At 72.4% G+C, this 13,900-nt stretch carries 15 protein-coding genes; 11 read left to right on the top strand and 4 right to left on the bottom strand.

The window, feature by feature from the left end; translation table 11 throughout:
* Positions 1 to 137: 137 nt before the first annotated feature.
* Positions 138 to 1,049: a Gmad2 immunoglobulin-like domain-containing protein gene (locus A6R01_RS14815; RefSeq protein ID WP_292607367.1), complete on the bottom strand. Its 912-nt coding sequence runs from the start codon at positions 1,047 to 1,049 to the stop codon at positions 138 to 140.
* A 91-nt stretch (positions 1,050 to 1,140) separates the two neighbouring features.
* On the opposite strand from A6R01_RS14815, the gene A6R01_RS14810 reads away from it, so the two are divergent.
* Together A6R01_RS14810 and A6R01_RS14805 are read left to right on the top strand one after the other, a co-directional pair.
* Positions 1,141 to 1,482, top strand: coding sequence for a histidine triad nucleotide-binding protein (locus tag A6R01_RS14810; RefSeq protein WP_292607364.1), 342 nt, complete (start codon positions 1,141 to 1,143; stop codon positions 1,480 to 1,482).
* A gap of 20 nt (positions 1,483 to 1,502) precedes the next feature.
* The gene (locus A6R01_RS14805; protein WP_292607361.1) at positions 1,503 to 2,741 is read left to right on the top strand and encodes a hypothetical protein; all 1,239 of its coding nucleotides are present in this window, start codon (positions 1,503 to 1,505) and stop codon (positions 2,739 to 2,741) included.
* 6 nt (positions 2,742 to 2,747) lie between these two features.
* Here A6R01_RS14805 and A6R01_RS14800 read toward each other — a convergent pair whose 3' ends face one another.
* The gene (locus tag A6R01_RS14800; RefSeq protein WP_292607359.1) at positions 2,748 to 3,023 is read right to left on the bottom strand and encodes a hypothetical protein; all 276 of its coding nucleotides are present in this window, start codon (positions 3,021 to 3,023) and stop codon (positions 2,748 to 2,750) included.
* Positions 3,024 to 3,169: 146 nt separating this feature from the next.
* Here A6R01_RS14800 and A6R01_RS14795 point away from each other — a divergent pair, with 146 nt between their 5' ends.
* The 8 genes from A6R01_RS14795 to era are packed head-to-tail and all read left to right on the top strand — an operon-like array spanning position 3,170 to position 10,700.
* Positions 3,170 to 4,201, top strand: coding sequence for a PhoH family protein (locus A6R01_RS14795; protein ID WP_292607357.1), 1,032 nt, complete (start codon positions 3,170 to 3,172; stop codon positions 4,199 to 4,201).
* A complete protein-coding gene (gene ybeY, locus A6R01_RS14790; RefSeq protein WP_292607354.1) occupies positions 4,198 to 4,653 on the top strand; it encodes an rRNA maturation RNase YbeY in 456 nt (151 codons plus the stop codon). The genes A6R01_RS14795 and ybeY overlap by 4 nt, the downstream gene beginning before the upstream one ends.
* Positions 4,650 to 5,945, top strand: a complete 1,296-nt coding sequence (locus A6R01_RS14785; RefSeq protein WP_292607352.1) for a hemolysin family protein — start codon at positions 4,650 to 4,652, stop codon at positions 5,943 to 5,945. Before ybeY ends, A6R01_RS14785 begins: the two co-directional genes overlap by 4 nt.
* Positions 5,938 to 6,294 (top strand): cytidine deaminase, encoded by a 357-nt coding sequence (locus tag A6R01_RS14780; protein WP_292607350.1) that lies wholly within the window; start codon positions 5,938 to 5,940, stop codon positions 6,292 to 6,294. Before A6R01_RS14785 ends, A6R01_RS14780 begins: the two co-directional genes overlap by 8 nt.
* A 21-nt stretch (positions 6,295 to 6,315) precedes the next feature.
* A complete protein-coding gene (locus tag A6R01_RS14775) occupies positions 6,316 to 7,686 on the top strand; it encodes an FAD-binding oxidoreductase (RefSeq protein WP_292607347.1) in 1,371 nt (456 codons plus the stop codon).
* Complete coding sequence (locus A6R01_RS14770; protein ID WP_292607344.1) at positions 7,683 to 8,969, top strand: class I SAM-dependent methyltransferase; 1,287 nt, start codon at positions 7,683 to 7,685, stop codon at positions 8,967 to 8,969. The genes A6R01_RS14775 and A6R01_RS14770 overlap by 4 nt, the downstream gene beginning before the upstream one ends.
* A gap of 13 nt (positions 8,970 to 8,982) precedes the next feature.
* Positions 8,983 to 9,765 carry a siderophore-interacting protein gene (locus A6R01_RS14765; RefSeq protein WP_292607341.1) on the top strand — a complete coding sequence of 261 codons (783 nt, stop codon included), beginning with the start codon at positions 8,983 to 8,985 and terminating at the stop codon, positions 9,763 to 9,765.
* Complete coding sequence (gene era, locus A6R01_RS14760; protein ID WP_292607339.1) at positions 9,762 to 10,700, top strand: GTPase Era; 939 nt, start codon at positions 9,762 to 9,764, stop codon at positions 10,698 to 10,700. Before A6R01_RS14765 ends, era begins: the two co-directional genes overlap by 4 nt.
* A 25-nt stretch (positions 10,701 to 10,725) precedes the next feature.
* Here the strand turns inward: era and A6R01_RS14755 are convergent, their stop codons facing one another.
* Positions 10,726 to 11,526 (bottom strand): septum formation family protein, encoded by an 801-nt coding sequence (locus A6R01_RS14755; RefSeq protein ID WP_292607337.1) that lies wholly within the window; start codon positions 11,524 to 11,526, stop codon positions 10,726 to 10,728.
* 44 nt (positions 11,527 to 11,570) lie between these two features.
* On the bottom strand, positions 11,571 to 12,062 hold the full coding sequence (locus A6R01_RS14750) for an NAD(P)H-dependent oxidoreductase (RefSeq protein ID WP_292607334.1): 492 nt from the start codon (positions 12,060 to 12,062) through the stop codon (positions 11,571 to 11,573).
* Between the two features lie 205 nt (positions 12,063 to 12,267).
* On the opposite strand from A6R01_RS14750, the gene A6R01_RS14745 reads away from it, so the two are divergent.
* Positions 12,268 to 13,890, top strand: a complete 1,623-nt coding sequence (locus A6R01_RS14745) for a hypothetical protein (RefSeq protein WP_292607331.1) — start codon at positions 12,268 to 12,270, stop codon at positions 13,888 to 13,890.
* The last annotated feature ends 10 nt before the right edge of the window (positions 13,891 to 13,900 follow it).

Raw genomic sequence — 13,900 nt, 5'->3', positions numbered from 1 at the left:
AGGGGAGCGGTGAGCCTTCAACCGAATCGGATCCCCGTTCGGTTCAACACTCACCGCCCGCGCCGGACGTGCCGGGGCGGTGGCTCAGGAACCGAACGGACTGCCCGGACGGTTGACTGCCCACCGCCCTCGAGGGCTCAGCCGACGGTGATCTCCTTGGTGTCGAACATCGGCGGGTTGCCCTCGCCACCCGAGGGGTCGTCGGTCATGGCGATGAAGGTGTAGGTGCCCGGGGCCAGGTCGGAGACGTCCACCTCGGTCTCCCACGGGTAGAGCGCGTCCATCCACCCCTCGGCGGTCGCGAAGCCGCGGGCGACGACGGCGTCGGAGCCGTCGCGCACCTCCCAGGGGACGGTGGCCTCGAAGGAGGACGCGACCCCGCTGGCGGTGAAGGTGCCGGAGACCGACGCGCCCTGCTCGGGGGCGGTGATGCTCACCAGGTTGAGCACGTCGAAGGGGTCGGCGTTGTCGACGCCGTCGGAGGTCTCGACGCCGAACAGCGTCGTGGCGCCGGACGGTGAGGTCACGCTGACGGGGTCGCGCGACTGCAGCGCGCCCTGGACGGTGTGCACCAGGGCCTGCAGGGCCAGCTCGGCCTCGGCGCCGGCCATGCCCGAGGGGCGGTCGACCCAGGTCTCGTCGGACAGGCTCACCGCGATCGTGCCGCCGGAGTGGTCGACGGCGTCGAAGCCGCCGCCGCCGGGGAAGAGCGAGCGGTAGTCCGGGTCCGCGGGCTCACCGGAGGCGGCCATCTCGGCCGCGCCGAGCGCCGGCTCGCCGCTGACCCGGCGGAACTCGCGGAACAACCGCGGTCCGACGCCGGTGTCGCCGACGTAGTAGACCGGCACCGCCCCTGCGGGCGCCGGCTCCTCGGACGGTACGTCGCTGGGCGCGGGCTCCGAGGGCGACGCCGCGGCCGTGGGCGACTCCGAGCGGTCCGCGGCGACCGGGTCGGTCGCGCTGTCGTCACCACCGCACGCGGAGGTGGTCAGCAGGACCCCGACCGCCAGGGCGGCCAAGGTGCGGACGGGTCGTGGAGTGGTGCGCATGGTGTCCATGATGCCCTTGGGACGTCCGATCCGCGTTCCAGGTTCCGTCGTGTGTCGCGCGTGCGATGATCGGCGGGGGGAAGGGAGACCCATGTCCGACTGCTTGTTCTGCAAGATCGTGGCCGACGAGGTGCCGGCCGAGGTCGTGCACGTCACCGAGCGCACTGTCGCGTTCCGTGACATCAACCCGCAGGCGCCGACCCACGTGCTGGTCGTGCCCAAGGCGCACTTCGCCAACGCCGGCGAGCTCGCGGTGGGTGACCCGGTGGCGATGGCCGAGCTCATCGATGCCGGTCACGCGGTCGCGACCGCCGAGGGCCACGAGGACGGCTACCGGCTGGTGTTCAACACCGGCGCGAAGGCCGGCCAGACCGTCTTCCACACCCACCTGCACGTGCTCGCCGGTCGCGACCTGACCTGGCCCCCCGGATAGGCGGCCGGATGAGCGGCTGGATGAGTGGTCGGACGACCCGGCGGCTCCTGGCGGTCCTGGTCGCCGCGGTGCTGGCCGTGGTCGGCACGGTGGCGGTCGCGCTGCTGCAGACGGGGGAGGACAGGCGTACCGGTGACGCCGCCGACGTCCTCGAGCCACCGGCCCCGCCCGAGGTGGCCGCCCAGCAGCTCTCGTCGGTCGAGCCCGGCAAGCAGGTCGCCCTGCGCCGCGGCGAGCAGCGGATGACGCTGGAGATGGACACCGACTACACCCCCAGTGCTCCCAGCGGGGCCGGCACCGACGACTACCGCTGCTTCCTCCTGGACCCCGGGCTCGAGGAGGACGTCTGGCTCACCGGCAGCCAGGTGCTGCCGGGCAACCCCGACGTCGTGCACCACGTCATCTTGTTCAAGGTCGACGCCGACCAGGTCGCGGCGGCCGAGGAGCTCGACGCCAAGACGGTCGACCCCGGGTGGACCTGCTTCGGCGGGAGCGGCCTGGAGGGCGACTTCTCCCGGCTCACCGACGCCAACTGGCTGGCCGCGTGGGCGCCGGGCGGCGACGAGCGGGCGACCCGCGACGGCTACGGCACCCGCCTGGAGGCCGGCAGCCGGGTCGTCATGCAGGTGCACTACAACCTGCTCAAGGGCGCGACCCCCGACCGGTCGGCCACCCAGCTGCGGTGGATGCCGGGCGACACCGACCTGCAGTCGCTGCACACCTACCTCATGCCGGCGCCGGTGGAGCTGCCCTGCCGCGAGGCCCGTTCGGAGGGCCCGCTCTGCGACCGCGAGGCCGCGATGGTCGACCTGCGCCAGCGCTTCGGCGGCGCCGCGCTCACCGCCGATGCCCTGCACCTGCTCTGCGGGGAGCTCGAGGAGCCCTCCGAGACCACCACGTGCACCCGGCGGGTGGGCCAGGAGATGACCGTCCTCGGGGTCGCCGGGCACATGCACCTGCTGGGTCGCGAGATCTCCGTCGTCGCCAACCAGGGCACGCCGCGCGAGCGGACCCTGCTCGACGTGGACCTGTGGGACTTCGACGACCAGGGCAGCCAGCCCGTGGAGCCGCTGACCCTCGAGCCCGGAGACACGCTGACCGTCACCTGCCGCCACGAGCAGTGGCTGCGCGACAAGCTCCCGGCCTTCGAGGGCCAGCAGGAGAAGTACGTCCTGTGGGGCGAGGGCTCCACCGACGAGATGTGCCTGGGCACGCTCTCGGTGGCCTACGCCGCGGGCGCGCCGACCAGCAGGTTCTGATCGGGCCTACAGGTAGAGCACCACCCGCACCACGGCGAAGACGACCGGCAGCCCGAAGACCACCAGCAGGAACCACGCCGTCCACCGGTGCAGCGGCTTGGCAGGGTCCAACCGTCCGCCGAAGTCGAGCAGGGCCCCTTCGGCCGTGTGGTGGGTCAGCCCCATCCGCCGAGCGTCCTGGGGGAGCGCCTGCCCGGCGAACCAGTACGGCGGCAGCGACTCGTCGTCGGGGTCGGGGTCCTCGTCGTCCCAGTCGAGGGGCGGGGAGTCGGGACCGGGCACGCTGCCACGGTACGCGGCGGCTGTGCGTCCACCCCGGGCCCGAGGAGCGAGCCCCGACGCGTTACCCGCTGGGAGCGCAGCGCCCCACGCCGTAGAGTGGAGGGGCTGCATGAGACCCGCAAGAGAGAGGGCCCGCCCGGGCATCCATGACTGACGCGCACCAGACCCGCCACACCGTGGTGGTCCCCACCAGCATCGACATGGTCAGCCTGCTCGGCCCCGGTGACGAGCACCTCGCGCGGCTCGAGGAGGCCCTCGAGGCCGACCTGCACGTCCGTGGCAACCGGATCACGATGATCGGTGAGCCCTCCGAGCTCGCGCTCGGCGAGCGGCTGCTCGACGAGCTCGTCACGATCCTGCGCACCGGCCAGTCGGTTACGTCCGAGACGGTCGACCGGGTGCTCGGCATGCTGCGCGCCGAGACCACCGAGCGCCCCGCGGACGTGCTGAGCCTCAACATCCTGTCCAACCGCGGCCGCTCGATCCGACCCAAGACGCTCAACCAGAAGCGCTACGTCGACTCCATCGACGAGCACACCATCACCTTCGGCATCGGTCCCGCGGGCACCGGCAAGACCTACCTCGCGATGGCCAAGGCCGTGCAGGCGCTGCAGTCCAAGCAGGCCAACCGGATCATCCTGACCCGCCCGGCCGTCGAGGCCGGCGAGCACCTCGGCTTCCTGCCCGGCACGCTGGGGGAGAAGATCGACCCCTACCTCCGGCCGCTCTACGACGCGCTGCACGACATGATCGACCCCGACTCGATCCCCAAGCTGATGGCCGCGGGCACCATCGAGGTCGCGCCGCTGGCCTACATGCGGGGCCGCACGCTCAACGACTCCTTCATCATCCTCGACGAGGCGCAGAACACCACGCCGGAGCAGATGAAGATGTTCCTCACCCGGCTCGGCTTCGGCTCCAAGATCGTCGTGACCGGTGACATCACCCAGACCGACCTGCCCGGCGGCGTCCGCTCGGGCCTGCGCGTCGTCGAGGACATCCTCGACGGGGTCGAGGACATCGGCTTCCACCGCCTGACCTCCGCCGACGTCGTGCGGCACAAGCTGGTCGGCCGCATCGTCGCCGCCTACGACGAGTTCGACGCACGGGCCCAGCAGGGCGAGGGACGCGACCAGCGGCCCGCCCAGCCTCGACCCCACAGGAAGCAGCGATCGTGAGCATCGAGGTCCTCGACGAGTCCGGTCGCGACGTCGACGTACGCCGGCTCTCCACCCTCGCCCGGTTCGTGATGGACCGGATGCGGGTGCACGCGCTGGCCGAGCTGTGCATCAAGGCCGTCGACGAGCAGACCATCGCCGAGCTCAACGAGCAGTGGATGGACAAGCAGGGCCCCACCGACGTGCTGGCCTTCCCCATGGACGAGCTGCGTCCCGGCCTGGTGGGCGAGGAGCCCGAGGAGGGCGTCCTGGGCGACCTGGTCCTGTGCCCCGTGGTCGCCGAGCGCCAGGGGGAGACCGCCGGCCACGGCACCGTCGCCGAGCTCGACCTGCTCACCGTGCACGGCATCCTGCACCTGCTGGGCTACGACCACGCCGAGCCCGAGGAGCACAAGGAGATGTTCGGTCTCCAGGACGAGCTGCTCGCAGCCTGGCGGTCGAGCCTCGGATGAGCGCGGGTGACCTCTGGCTGCTGGTGACGGTGGCCTCACTGGTCCTGCTCGCCGGGGCCTTCTCGGCCGCGGACGCGGCGCTCGGGTCGTTCTCCCAGGCACGCGCCGGGGAGCTGGCGGCCGAGGAGCGTGCCGGCTCGAAGCGGCTGCTGCACCTGCTGGAGGACGCGCCGCGCTACCTCAACACCGCGCTGCTGCTCCGCCTCGCGTGCGAGGTCACCGCGATCGTGCTGGCGACCCTGCTGGTGCGCGAGCGCTTCCAGGAGTCGTGGGCGGTGACCGTCATGGTCACCGTGGCGGTGATGCTCGTGCTGTCCTTCGTGGTCATCGGCGTCGCCCCGCGGACCCTGGGGCGCCAGCACTCGGAGTCCGTCGCCCTGTTCTCGGCCGGCCCGCTCACGTGGGTCACCCGGGTCCTCGGACCCGTGCCGCGGGTGCTGATCCTGCTCGGCAACGCGATCACGCCGGGCAAGGGCTTCACCGACGGCCCGTTCTCGACCGAGACCGAGCTGCGCGAGCTCGTGGACCTCGCCGAGGCCTCCTCCCTCATCGAGAGCGAGGAGCGCCGGATGATCCACTCGGTCTTCGACCTCTCCGACACCACCGCCCGCGAGGTGATGGTCCCGCGCGGCGACGTGGTCTTCGTCGAGCGCCACAAGAACCTCCGCCAGACGCTGTCGCTGTTCCTGCGCTCGGGCTTCAGCCGGGTGCCGGTCATCGAGGACAACCTCGACCACGTCGTCGGGGTCGCCTACCTCAAGGACCTCGTCCGTCGCGACTTCGACGAGCCCGACGCGGAGTTCACCGAGCGCATCGAGTCCCACATGCGTGAGCCGTACTGGGTGCCGGAGTCCAAGCCGGTCGACGACCTGCTGCGCGAGATGCAGGCCCGCCGCCAGCATGTCGCGATCGTCGTCGACGAGTACGGCGGCACCGCCGGCCTGATCACCATCGAGGACATCCTGGAGGAGATCGTCGGCGAGATCAGCGACGAGTACGACGCCGACGAGGTGCACGCGCACCTGGTCGCCGACGACCTCTACCGCGTCTCCTCGCGCTACCCCGTCGACGACCTCGACGAGCTGTTCGGCTTCGACGTCGAGGAGGAGGACGTCGACTCCGTCGGCGGCCTGATGGCCAAGCACCTCGGGCTGGTCCCGATCCCCGGCTCCATGGTCGAGGCGCACGGCCTGCGCTTCGTCGCCGAGTCCGCCGCCGGACGCCGCAACAAGATCGACACCGTGCTCATCACCCGGGTCGAGCACGACGAGGAGGAGGACGAGGATGAGTGAGCCCCAGGCCGTCCAGCCGAGCCCCGAGGACACGAAGCTGGTGACGCTGGCCCGTGCCACCCGTGCGCGCACCGGCGCCGCGGAGGGGGCCGCGGTCCGCGACTCCGACGGACGCACCTACGCCGCCGCCACCGTCGACCTGCCCTCACTGCGGGTCTCCGCGCTCGGCGTGTGCGTGGCGATGGCGGTGGCCTCCGGGTCCGGCGGCCTCGAGGCGGCCGTCGTCCTCACCGGTGCGGAGACGCTCGCCGAGGCCGACCTCGCGGCTGTGCGCGACTTCGCCGGCACCGGAGTGCCGGTTCACCGCGGCGACATCAAGGGCAACCTGGTGGAGACCCACACCGGCTGATCCGGGAGTACCGTCGGTGGGGTGAGGGAGGCACGCCGCTCCATCGACCCCTGGCAGCAGCACGCGGACGCGATCCGGGCGCTGCGGGCGTCGTACGCCGCCATCCCGGCGGGCTCCCCGGTGCGGCTGGCCAAGACCACCTCCAACCTCTTCCGGCCCCGCACCGCGGTGGGGGCCGTGCTCGACGTGTCCTGTCTCGCGGGCGTCCTCGAGGTCGACCCGGTGAGCCGGACCGCCCAGGTGCAGGGGATGTGCACCTACGAGGACCTCGTCGACGCGACGCTGGCCCACGGCCTGGTCCCCACGGTGGTGCCGCAGCTGCGCACCATCACCCTCGGTGGCGCGGTCACCGGTCTCGGGATCGAGTCCACGAGCTTCCGCCACGGCCTGCCGCACGAGGCGGTCCTGGAGATGGACGTCCTCACCGGGGCCGGGGACGTGGTGACGGTCCGCCCGGGGGACGACCTCTTCGACGCCTTCCCCAACTCCTACGGCTCGTTGGGCTACGCCACGCGGCTCGTGATCGAGCTGCTGCCGGCACCGGGGCACGTCGAGCTCGAGCACGTCCGCATCGACGACCGGGGCCTGCTGGCCAAGACGGTCGCCACGATCGTGGAGACCGGTGAGCACGACGGGGAGCAGGTCGACGGGCTCGACGGGGTGGTCTTCGCCCCCGACGAGGCCTACCTCACCGTGGCCCGCTGGCGCGAGGGACCGGCGACCCGGCCCAGCGACTACACGGGCACGGAGATCTTCTTCCGGTCGGTGCAGAGTCGCCCGCGCGACGAGCTGACCACCCTGGACTACCTGTGGCGCTGGGACACCGACTGGTTCTGGTGCTCCGGTGCCCTGGGCCTGCACCGCCCCTGGGTGCGTCGAGCCTGGCCGCGCCGCTGGCGGCGCAGCGACGTCTACCACCGGCTGGTCGGTCTCGACACCCGCTGGGGCCTGGTGGACCGGCTCGACCGTCGCGCCGGGCGTCCCCGGCGTGAGCGCGTCGTCCAGGACGTCGAGGTGCCGGTCGAGCGGCTCCCGGAGTTCCTCGACTGGTTCGACGACCACGTGGGCATGACCCCGGTGTGGATCTGTCCGCTGGTCGCGCGACGGGACTGGCCGACGTACCCCCTCGAGCCGGGGCGGCCCTACGTCAACATCGGCTTCTGGGGCACCGTCCACGTCGGTGACGACGCCCCGCTGGGTCCGGTGAACCGCGCGGTCGAGGAGCGCGTCCATGCCCTGGGAGGGCACAAGTCGCTGTACTCCGAGGCGTTCTACGACCGCGAGACCTTCGACCGGCTCTACGACGGCGCCCGGCTGGCCGCCGTGAAGGCCGTCCACGACCCCGACGGCCGCTTGACCTCCCTCTACGACAAGGTGGTGCGACGCCAGTGACCTCTCGGAACCTCTCCATCGGCGAGGCGGTCGCCTCGCTGCTGCGCGACGGCATGCCGGTGCGCCTCGAGGCCTACGACGGCTCGAGCGCGGGCCCGCCCGGCGCCGACATCACCCTCGAGCTGGTCACCGAGCGCGGCCTGGCCTACCTCCTCACCGCGCCGGGCGACCTCGGGATGGCCCGGGCCTACGTCAGCGGCGACCTGCGCGTCCACGGCGTGCACCCCGGGGATCCGTACGACGCCATGCGGCTGCTGCAGAACCACCTGCGCTTCCGGGCGCCCTCGCCGGCCGAGGCGCTCGGCCTGGTCCGCGGCCTGGTCGCGGGCGCCGGGCTGGGCGTGCTCAAGCCACCGCCCCCGCCGCCGCAGGAGCACCTGCCGCGCTGGCGCCGCACCGTCGAGGGGCTGCGCCACTCGCTGGCACGCGACGCCGAGGCGATCCAGCACCACTACGACGTCTCCAACGCCTTCTACGAGCTGGTGCTCGGCCCCTCGATGGCCTACACCTGTGCGGTCTACCCCGAGGCCGACGCGACGCTGGAGGAGGCGCAGCAGGAGAAGTTCGACCTGGTGTGCCGCAAGCTCGACCTGCAGCCCGGGCAGCGGTTGCTCGACGTCGGCTGCGGCTGGGGCGGGATGGTGCGCCACGCCGCGCAGCACTACGGCGTGCGGGCGCTCGGGGTGACCCTGAGCAGGGAGCAGGCGTCGTACGCCAAGGAGGCCATCGACCGCGACGGCCTCGGGGACCTCGCCGAGGTGCGGCACAGCGACTACCGCGACGTCCTCGAGGGCGACTTCGACGCGATCTCCTCGATCGGGCTGACCGAGCACATCGGGGTCAAGCAGTACCCGGCGTACTTCGGCTTCCTGCGCGAGCACCTGCGTCCGCAGGGCCGGCTGCTCAACCACTGCATCACCCGGCACGACAACCGGCCGACCGAGACCGGCGCCTTCATCGACCGCTACGTCTTCCCCGACGGGGAGCTCACCGGCTCCGGCACGATCATCACCGCCGCCCAGGACGCCGGGCTCGAGGTGATGCACGAGGAGAACCTGCGCGTCCACTACGCCATGACGCTGCGCGACTGGTGCCGCAACCTGGTGGAGAACTGGGACGCCGCGGTCGCCGAGGTGGGCGAGGGGACCGCCCGGGTGTGGGGCCTCTACATGGCAGGAAGCCGGCTGGCGTTCGAGCGCAACGAGATCCAGCTGCACCAGGTGCTGGCGGTGCGGACCGACGACGCGGGCGGTGACGGATTCCCGCTGCGTCCGTCGTGGTGAGTAGCCTCGGCGCGTGAGTGTCCGAGCCCAGCAGCACAGCGCGACCGTCCTGCGCCGCGAGCGGCTCGCCGACCACCTGCTCCGGCTGACCCTCGGGGGCGAGGGCCTGGCGGGCTTCAGCAGCACCGGTGTGCCGGACGAGTGGGTCGGCCTGGTCGTGCCCGGCCAGTTCCAGAGCCGCTACTACACCGTCCGCTCGTGGGACGGCGCCGAGCTGGTGCTCGACGTCGTCGTGCACGACGTCGGGCTGGTGACGGAGTGGGCCCAACGACCCGACGCCGTCGTGGGCGAGACGGTGACGGTCACCGACCCGAAGGGCTCCTTCGCGCCGCCGGCGGAGGCCGGCTGGCTGATGCTCGTGGGCGACCTCACCGCGATGCCGGCGATGGCCCGCATCGTGGAGAGCACCGACCTGCCGGTGCGGGTGTGGGCCGAGGTCCCCGAGCGGGTCCCGGGCTACCTCCCCGAGCGTGCCGAGGTCGCCTGGCTGGCCCAACCCGGCGACGGGGTGTCGGCGCTGGCCGAGGTGGTCAGCGACCTGACCTGGCCCGAGGGCACCGGCTACTTCTGGATGGCGGGGGAGTCCGCGCAGATGCGCGCCATCCGCAAGCACCTCATGCGCGAGCGGCGCCTGCCCTCGGACCAGTACGACGTCATGGGCTACTGGCGCGGCGGCCAGGAGCGGCAGCCACGGGCCGTCGACCCCGGCCCGATCTGGCGGGCCGGCAAGGCCGCCGGCAAGTCCGACGAGGAGATCTGGGCCGACTACGACCAGGCACGGGAGGCCCAGGGATGACCGAGACCACGCAGGACCAGCCGGAGCACCGCAGCGGGTTCGCCTCGTTCGTGGGACGGCCCAACGCCGGGAAGTCCACGCTCACCAACGCCCTGGTGGGCTCGAAGATCGCCATCACCAGCGACAAGCCCCAGACCACGCGCACCGTGGTGCGCGGCATCGTGCACCGTCCCGACGCCCAGCTGGTCCTCGTCGACACCCCCGGCCTGCACCGTCCGCGCACGCTGCTCGGCGAGCGGCTCAACGACCTGGTGACCACCACCTGGGCCGAGGTCGACGTCGTCGCGGTGTGCTTCCCCAGCAACGAGAAGATCGGTCCCGGTGACCGGTTCATCGTCGGCGAGCTGGCCAAGGTCCGCCGCACCACCAAGATCGCCATCGCGACCAAGACCGACCTCGCGAGCCCCGAGCGGATCGGCGAGCACCTGCTGGCCATCCAGGCGCTGGGGCAGGAGACGGGCACGGACTGGGCCGAGATCGTGCCGGTGTCGGCGAAGGCCGGCGACCAGGTCGACCTGCTGGCCGACCTGCTGGTGGGGCTGCTGCCCGAGGGCCCGCCGCTCTACCCCGAGGGCGAGCTGACCGACAGCCCCGAGGAGGTCCTCGTGGCCGAGCTGGTCCGCGAGGCGGCCCTCGACGGCGTACGCGACGAGCTGCCGCACTCCATCGCCGTCGTCGTGGAGGAGATGGGCCTGCGTGAGGGGCGCCCCGAGGGCAAGCCCCTGCTCGACATCCACGCCAACCTCTACGTCGAGCGCGACTCCCAGAAGGGGATCGTCATCGGCCGCAAAGGCGCCCGGCTGCGCCAGGTCGGCACGGCCGCGCGCCAGCAGATCGAGGCGATGCTCGGCACCCCGGTCTACCTCGACCTGCACGTCAAGGTCGCCAAGGACTGGCAGCGCGACCCGCGCCAGCTGCGCAAGCTCGGTTTCTGACTGCTGACTCCGGGGCCGGAGGCTGCTACTGCTGCGTCTTGGCCCAGCAGACCGAGCGCCGGTTGCCGGCCTCCCACTCGGCCTCGCCGAAGAACGTCGACCCGTAGTCGTACGACGTCGGGTAGCCTAGCCACGCCCCGACCGAGTCGGAGCAGAAGTCGCTGGTGATCTCGGCGACCGCGTCGTCGCCGGGGTAGGGCTCGCCCGGCTCGCCGACCTTGATGGTGGTCACGGCCCGCCAGGTGTGCGGCTCGCTGCACGGCACCTTCGTGCCCGCCTGCACGCTGCGGCCGGTCGCGCACACCATCCACTGGTCGGGCGGCAGCCCCTCCAGCAGCCCCTTGGCGTTCTTCGGCAGCGCACGGTACGGCGTCAGCTGCTCACCGCCACCGATCACGTCGCACCGGAACCACCGGGCCCCGGCGTCCCAGGACGCGTCGTCGGGGCGGAACCACACCCACGAGACGACGCTGCGCATCACGGCGGACTCGTCGCCCTTGAGGAAGCCGGCGAAGGAGGAGCTGCACTCCCCGTAGACGTGGGTCCCGAGCGCGGGGTCGTCCGGCTCGAGGTCGTGCAGCTCCTCGGGGAGCTCACCGACCTGGAAGGTCTGCGCGGTGTGACGGTCCCCGCACGGCACGGTCGCGGTGCCGTTGCTGGGTCGTGCGACGTCCTCGGGCGTGAGCAGCCGGCACTCACCCTTCTCGGGCGGCTCGGTGGTGGCGGCGGAGGAGCGCTCCTCACCGCACGCGACCAGCCCACCGAGGAGGAGCGTCCCGAGCAGCCCCGCCAGGGCGGTGCTCGGTCGACGTCGGGTGGGGCGCACGCCGGGAGGCTACCTGCCGAGCGGGACGATCGACCGACCGCGGGTCACTGCGACAGCAGGGCCGCCACCGTGCCTCCCAGCTCGCGCCCCGCCTCGAGCGCCTCGTCGTCGAGGTCGCCGAGCAGCTCGAGCACGGGCGCCGCCTGCTGCCAGGGCAGGGCGCCGGTGATCGAGAGCACCGATCGCACCGCCCCGGTGGTGTCGTAGCGACCGTGCACCGCGAGGCCGAAGGGCCGACGCCCGCCGGTCGCGCCGGACCCGCCCGCCGCGCCGTCGTCGGCGAGCGCGCCGCCCACCTGCAGGAACAGGGAGTCGAAGAAGTGCTTCAGGGCGCCGGACATGTAGCCGAAGTTCGCGGGCGTCACGAGGACGTAGCCGTCGGCGGCGAGCACGTCGTCGGCCGAGGCCTCCAGCGCGGCGCGCTCGACCACCTCGACGCCCTCGATGTCCTCGTGCCGTGCCCCGGCGAGGACGGCGTCGGTCAACGCACGCACGGTGTCGGTCGGGGAGTGGTGGACGACGAGCAGGGTGGCCATGCCCGCGAGCCTAGGAGAGCGGGCCGGGTGCCGGGGACCCACGGGTGTCCGCTGAAGGTAAAGGGATCGCCGTCCGCGGTGGCCGGAGCGGACGATCCCAGCAAACGAAGGTAAATCACCCGCGTCGCTGCCAGGGTGGTGCCCGCGCGGTCCGGGAGGGGGCGGCGCGGACCGAGGAGCCGGGGGGGCGGCTGTGGCGGGTGTCGTGTCGACGCGTCCTGCGTCCACGCGTGCTTCTCCGACGACGGGGCGGCGTGCCGGCCTGCTGCGTCGTGACGCGACCTGGGTCGTGCTGCTCGCGCTGGCCCTCTCGGTGCTCTCCTGGTGGCACGTGCTCCACCAGGACCTCGTGCTCGGATACAAGGACGCGCTCTCGCACCTGATGATCGGTCGGCGCGTGGTGGTGGGGGAGAGCACCGGGCTCGCCCAGCTCGGCGGCATCTGGCTGCCGCTCCAGCACGTCCTCATCAGCACCCTGGCGTGGAACGACGCCCTCTACCTCTCCGGGTTCGCCGGGTCGGTCTTCTCGATGGCCTGTCACGTCGCCACGTGCCTGGGGCTCTTCCTGGTCGTGCGGGACCTGACGGGTTCGCGCGCCGGGGGCTGGGCAGCGGCCGCCGTCCTCGGCCTCAACGCCGACGTGCTCTACCTGCAGGCGACCCCGATGGGCGAGCCCCTGATGTACGCCGGGATGGTATGGGCCGTGCACGCCGTGCTGCGCTGGCAGCGGCACGGGAGCACGCGCTGGCTCTTCCTCGGTGCGGGTCTGTGCGCCCTGCTGGTCCTGGTCCGCTACGAGGCCTGGGTCTTCTCGGCAGCGCTGTGGTGCGTGGTCGCGCACGCCTGCGCCGTACGCCGCCAGCGGCTGTGGCGCGGGGACCAGGCCGCCCAGGGCACGCTCCTGGTCTTCGGTTTCTACATGGCCCTCGCGGTGCTCGGGTGGCTGGTCTGGAACGCCGTCCTGTTCGGGGACTGGCTCCACTGGTACCGCGGTGCCTGGTCCAGCGTCGACCAGATGTCCAGGCTCGACATGAGCCAGGTCGGCTCCTGGTCCCGCTCGTGGCGCACCTACGCCTGGGGCGGCATCCACACCGCCGGGTGGCTCGCCCTCGTCGGCGGTGCGCTGGGGCTGCTGGTGGCCGGGGCCCGGGAGCGCGGCGGCCCTCGGTTCACCGCCCTGCTGACCACGACGGTGCCGCCGGCCTTCCTCGTCTACGGCCTGTGGTCGGGCAGCCAGCCGATGCGCGTCGTCGAGGTGGACGGCGACCTCTACAACCTGCGGATGGCCGTGGTGCTGGTGGTGCCGGCGGCGCTGTTCACGGGCTACCTCGTCGGTGCGCTGCCGCGCCCGACGCGCGCGCCCGGTGTCCGAGGTGCGGCCCTGGCCGCGGTCGTGGTGGGGTCCGCGGGACTCCTGGTGTCCCACGCCCTCAGCACGCCCGCGGTGCCCGTGACCGCCGTGGAGGCCGGTCAGGCCCGCGCCGCCTACGCCGAGCAGCGGGAGGTGGGGCGGTTCGTGGCCGAACGCACCACGGGACGCATCCTCGCGGAGTCGATCTTCAACGAGTGGGTGATCTTCCCCAACCAGGACCGCGTCGTCTACGAGGGCAGTGCCGGAGCCTGGGACTCCGCCCTGGAGAGACCGGCCGACGACGACTCGGACATCGACGTCGTGGTCATGAGGACCACCCCGGGCGACGAGGACTCGCTGGCCCTCGCCCTGCACGGCTCGCCCCGGCTGGCCGGGTTCGGCGTCGTGCTGCAGACCGACAACTTCCTCGTCCTCTCGAAGGGAGCAGGTGATGGGACGACCCTCTCACGGCAGTGACGGCCTCGCC

It is taken from the genome of Nocardioides sp. REDSEA-S30_B4 (genome assembly GCF_001627265.1).
In the GTDB taxonomy this organism is placed as follows: domain Bacteria; phylum Actinomycetota; class Actinomycetes; order Propionibacteriales; family Nocardioidaceae; genus Nocardioides.
The sequence above is the reverse complement of the archived record's forward strand: the minus strand, read 5'-3'. Positions and strand labels throughout refer to the sequence as shown.

Excerpts from the sequence above, each read along its gene's own strand:
- A6R01_RS14815 (WP_292607367.1), bottom strand. The coding sequence starts at position 1,049 with ATGCGCACCACTCCACGACCCGTCCGCACCTTGGCCGCCCTGGCGGTC.
- A6R01_RS14810 (WP_292607364.1), top strand. The coding sequence starts at position 1,141 with ATGTCCGACTGCTTGTTCTGCAAGATCGTGGCCGACGAGGTGCCGGCC.
- A6R01_RS14805 (WP_292607361.1), top strand. The coding sequence starts at position 1,503 with ATGAGTGGTCGGACGACCCGGCGGCTCCTGGCGGTCCTGGTCGCCGCG.
- A6R01_RS14795 (WP_292607357.1), top strand. The coding sequence starts at position 3,170 with ATGACTGACGCGCACCAGACCCGCCACACCGTGGTGGTCCCCACCAGC.
- A6R01_RS14785 (WP_292607352.1), top strand. The coding sequence starts at position 4,650 with ATGAGCGCGGGTGACCTCTGGCTGCTGGTGACGGTGGCCTCACTGGTC.
- A6R01_RS14780 (WP_292607350.1), top strand. The coding sequence starts at position 5,938 with ATGAGTGAGCCCCAGGCCGTCCAGCCGAGCCCCGAGGACACGAAGCTG.
- era (WP_292607339.1), top strand. The coding sequence starts at position 9,762 with ATGACCGAGACCACGCAGGACCAGCCGGAGCACCGCAGCGGGTTCGCC.
- A6R01_RS14750 (WP_292607334.1), bottom strand. The coding sequence starts at position 12,062 with ATGGCCACCCTGCTCGTCGTCCACCACTCCCCGACCGACACCGTGCGT.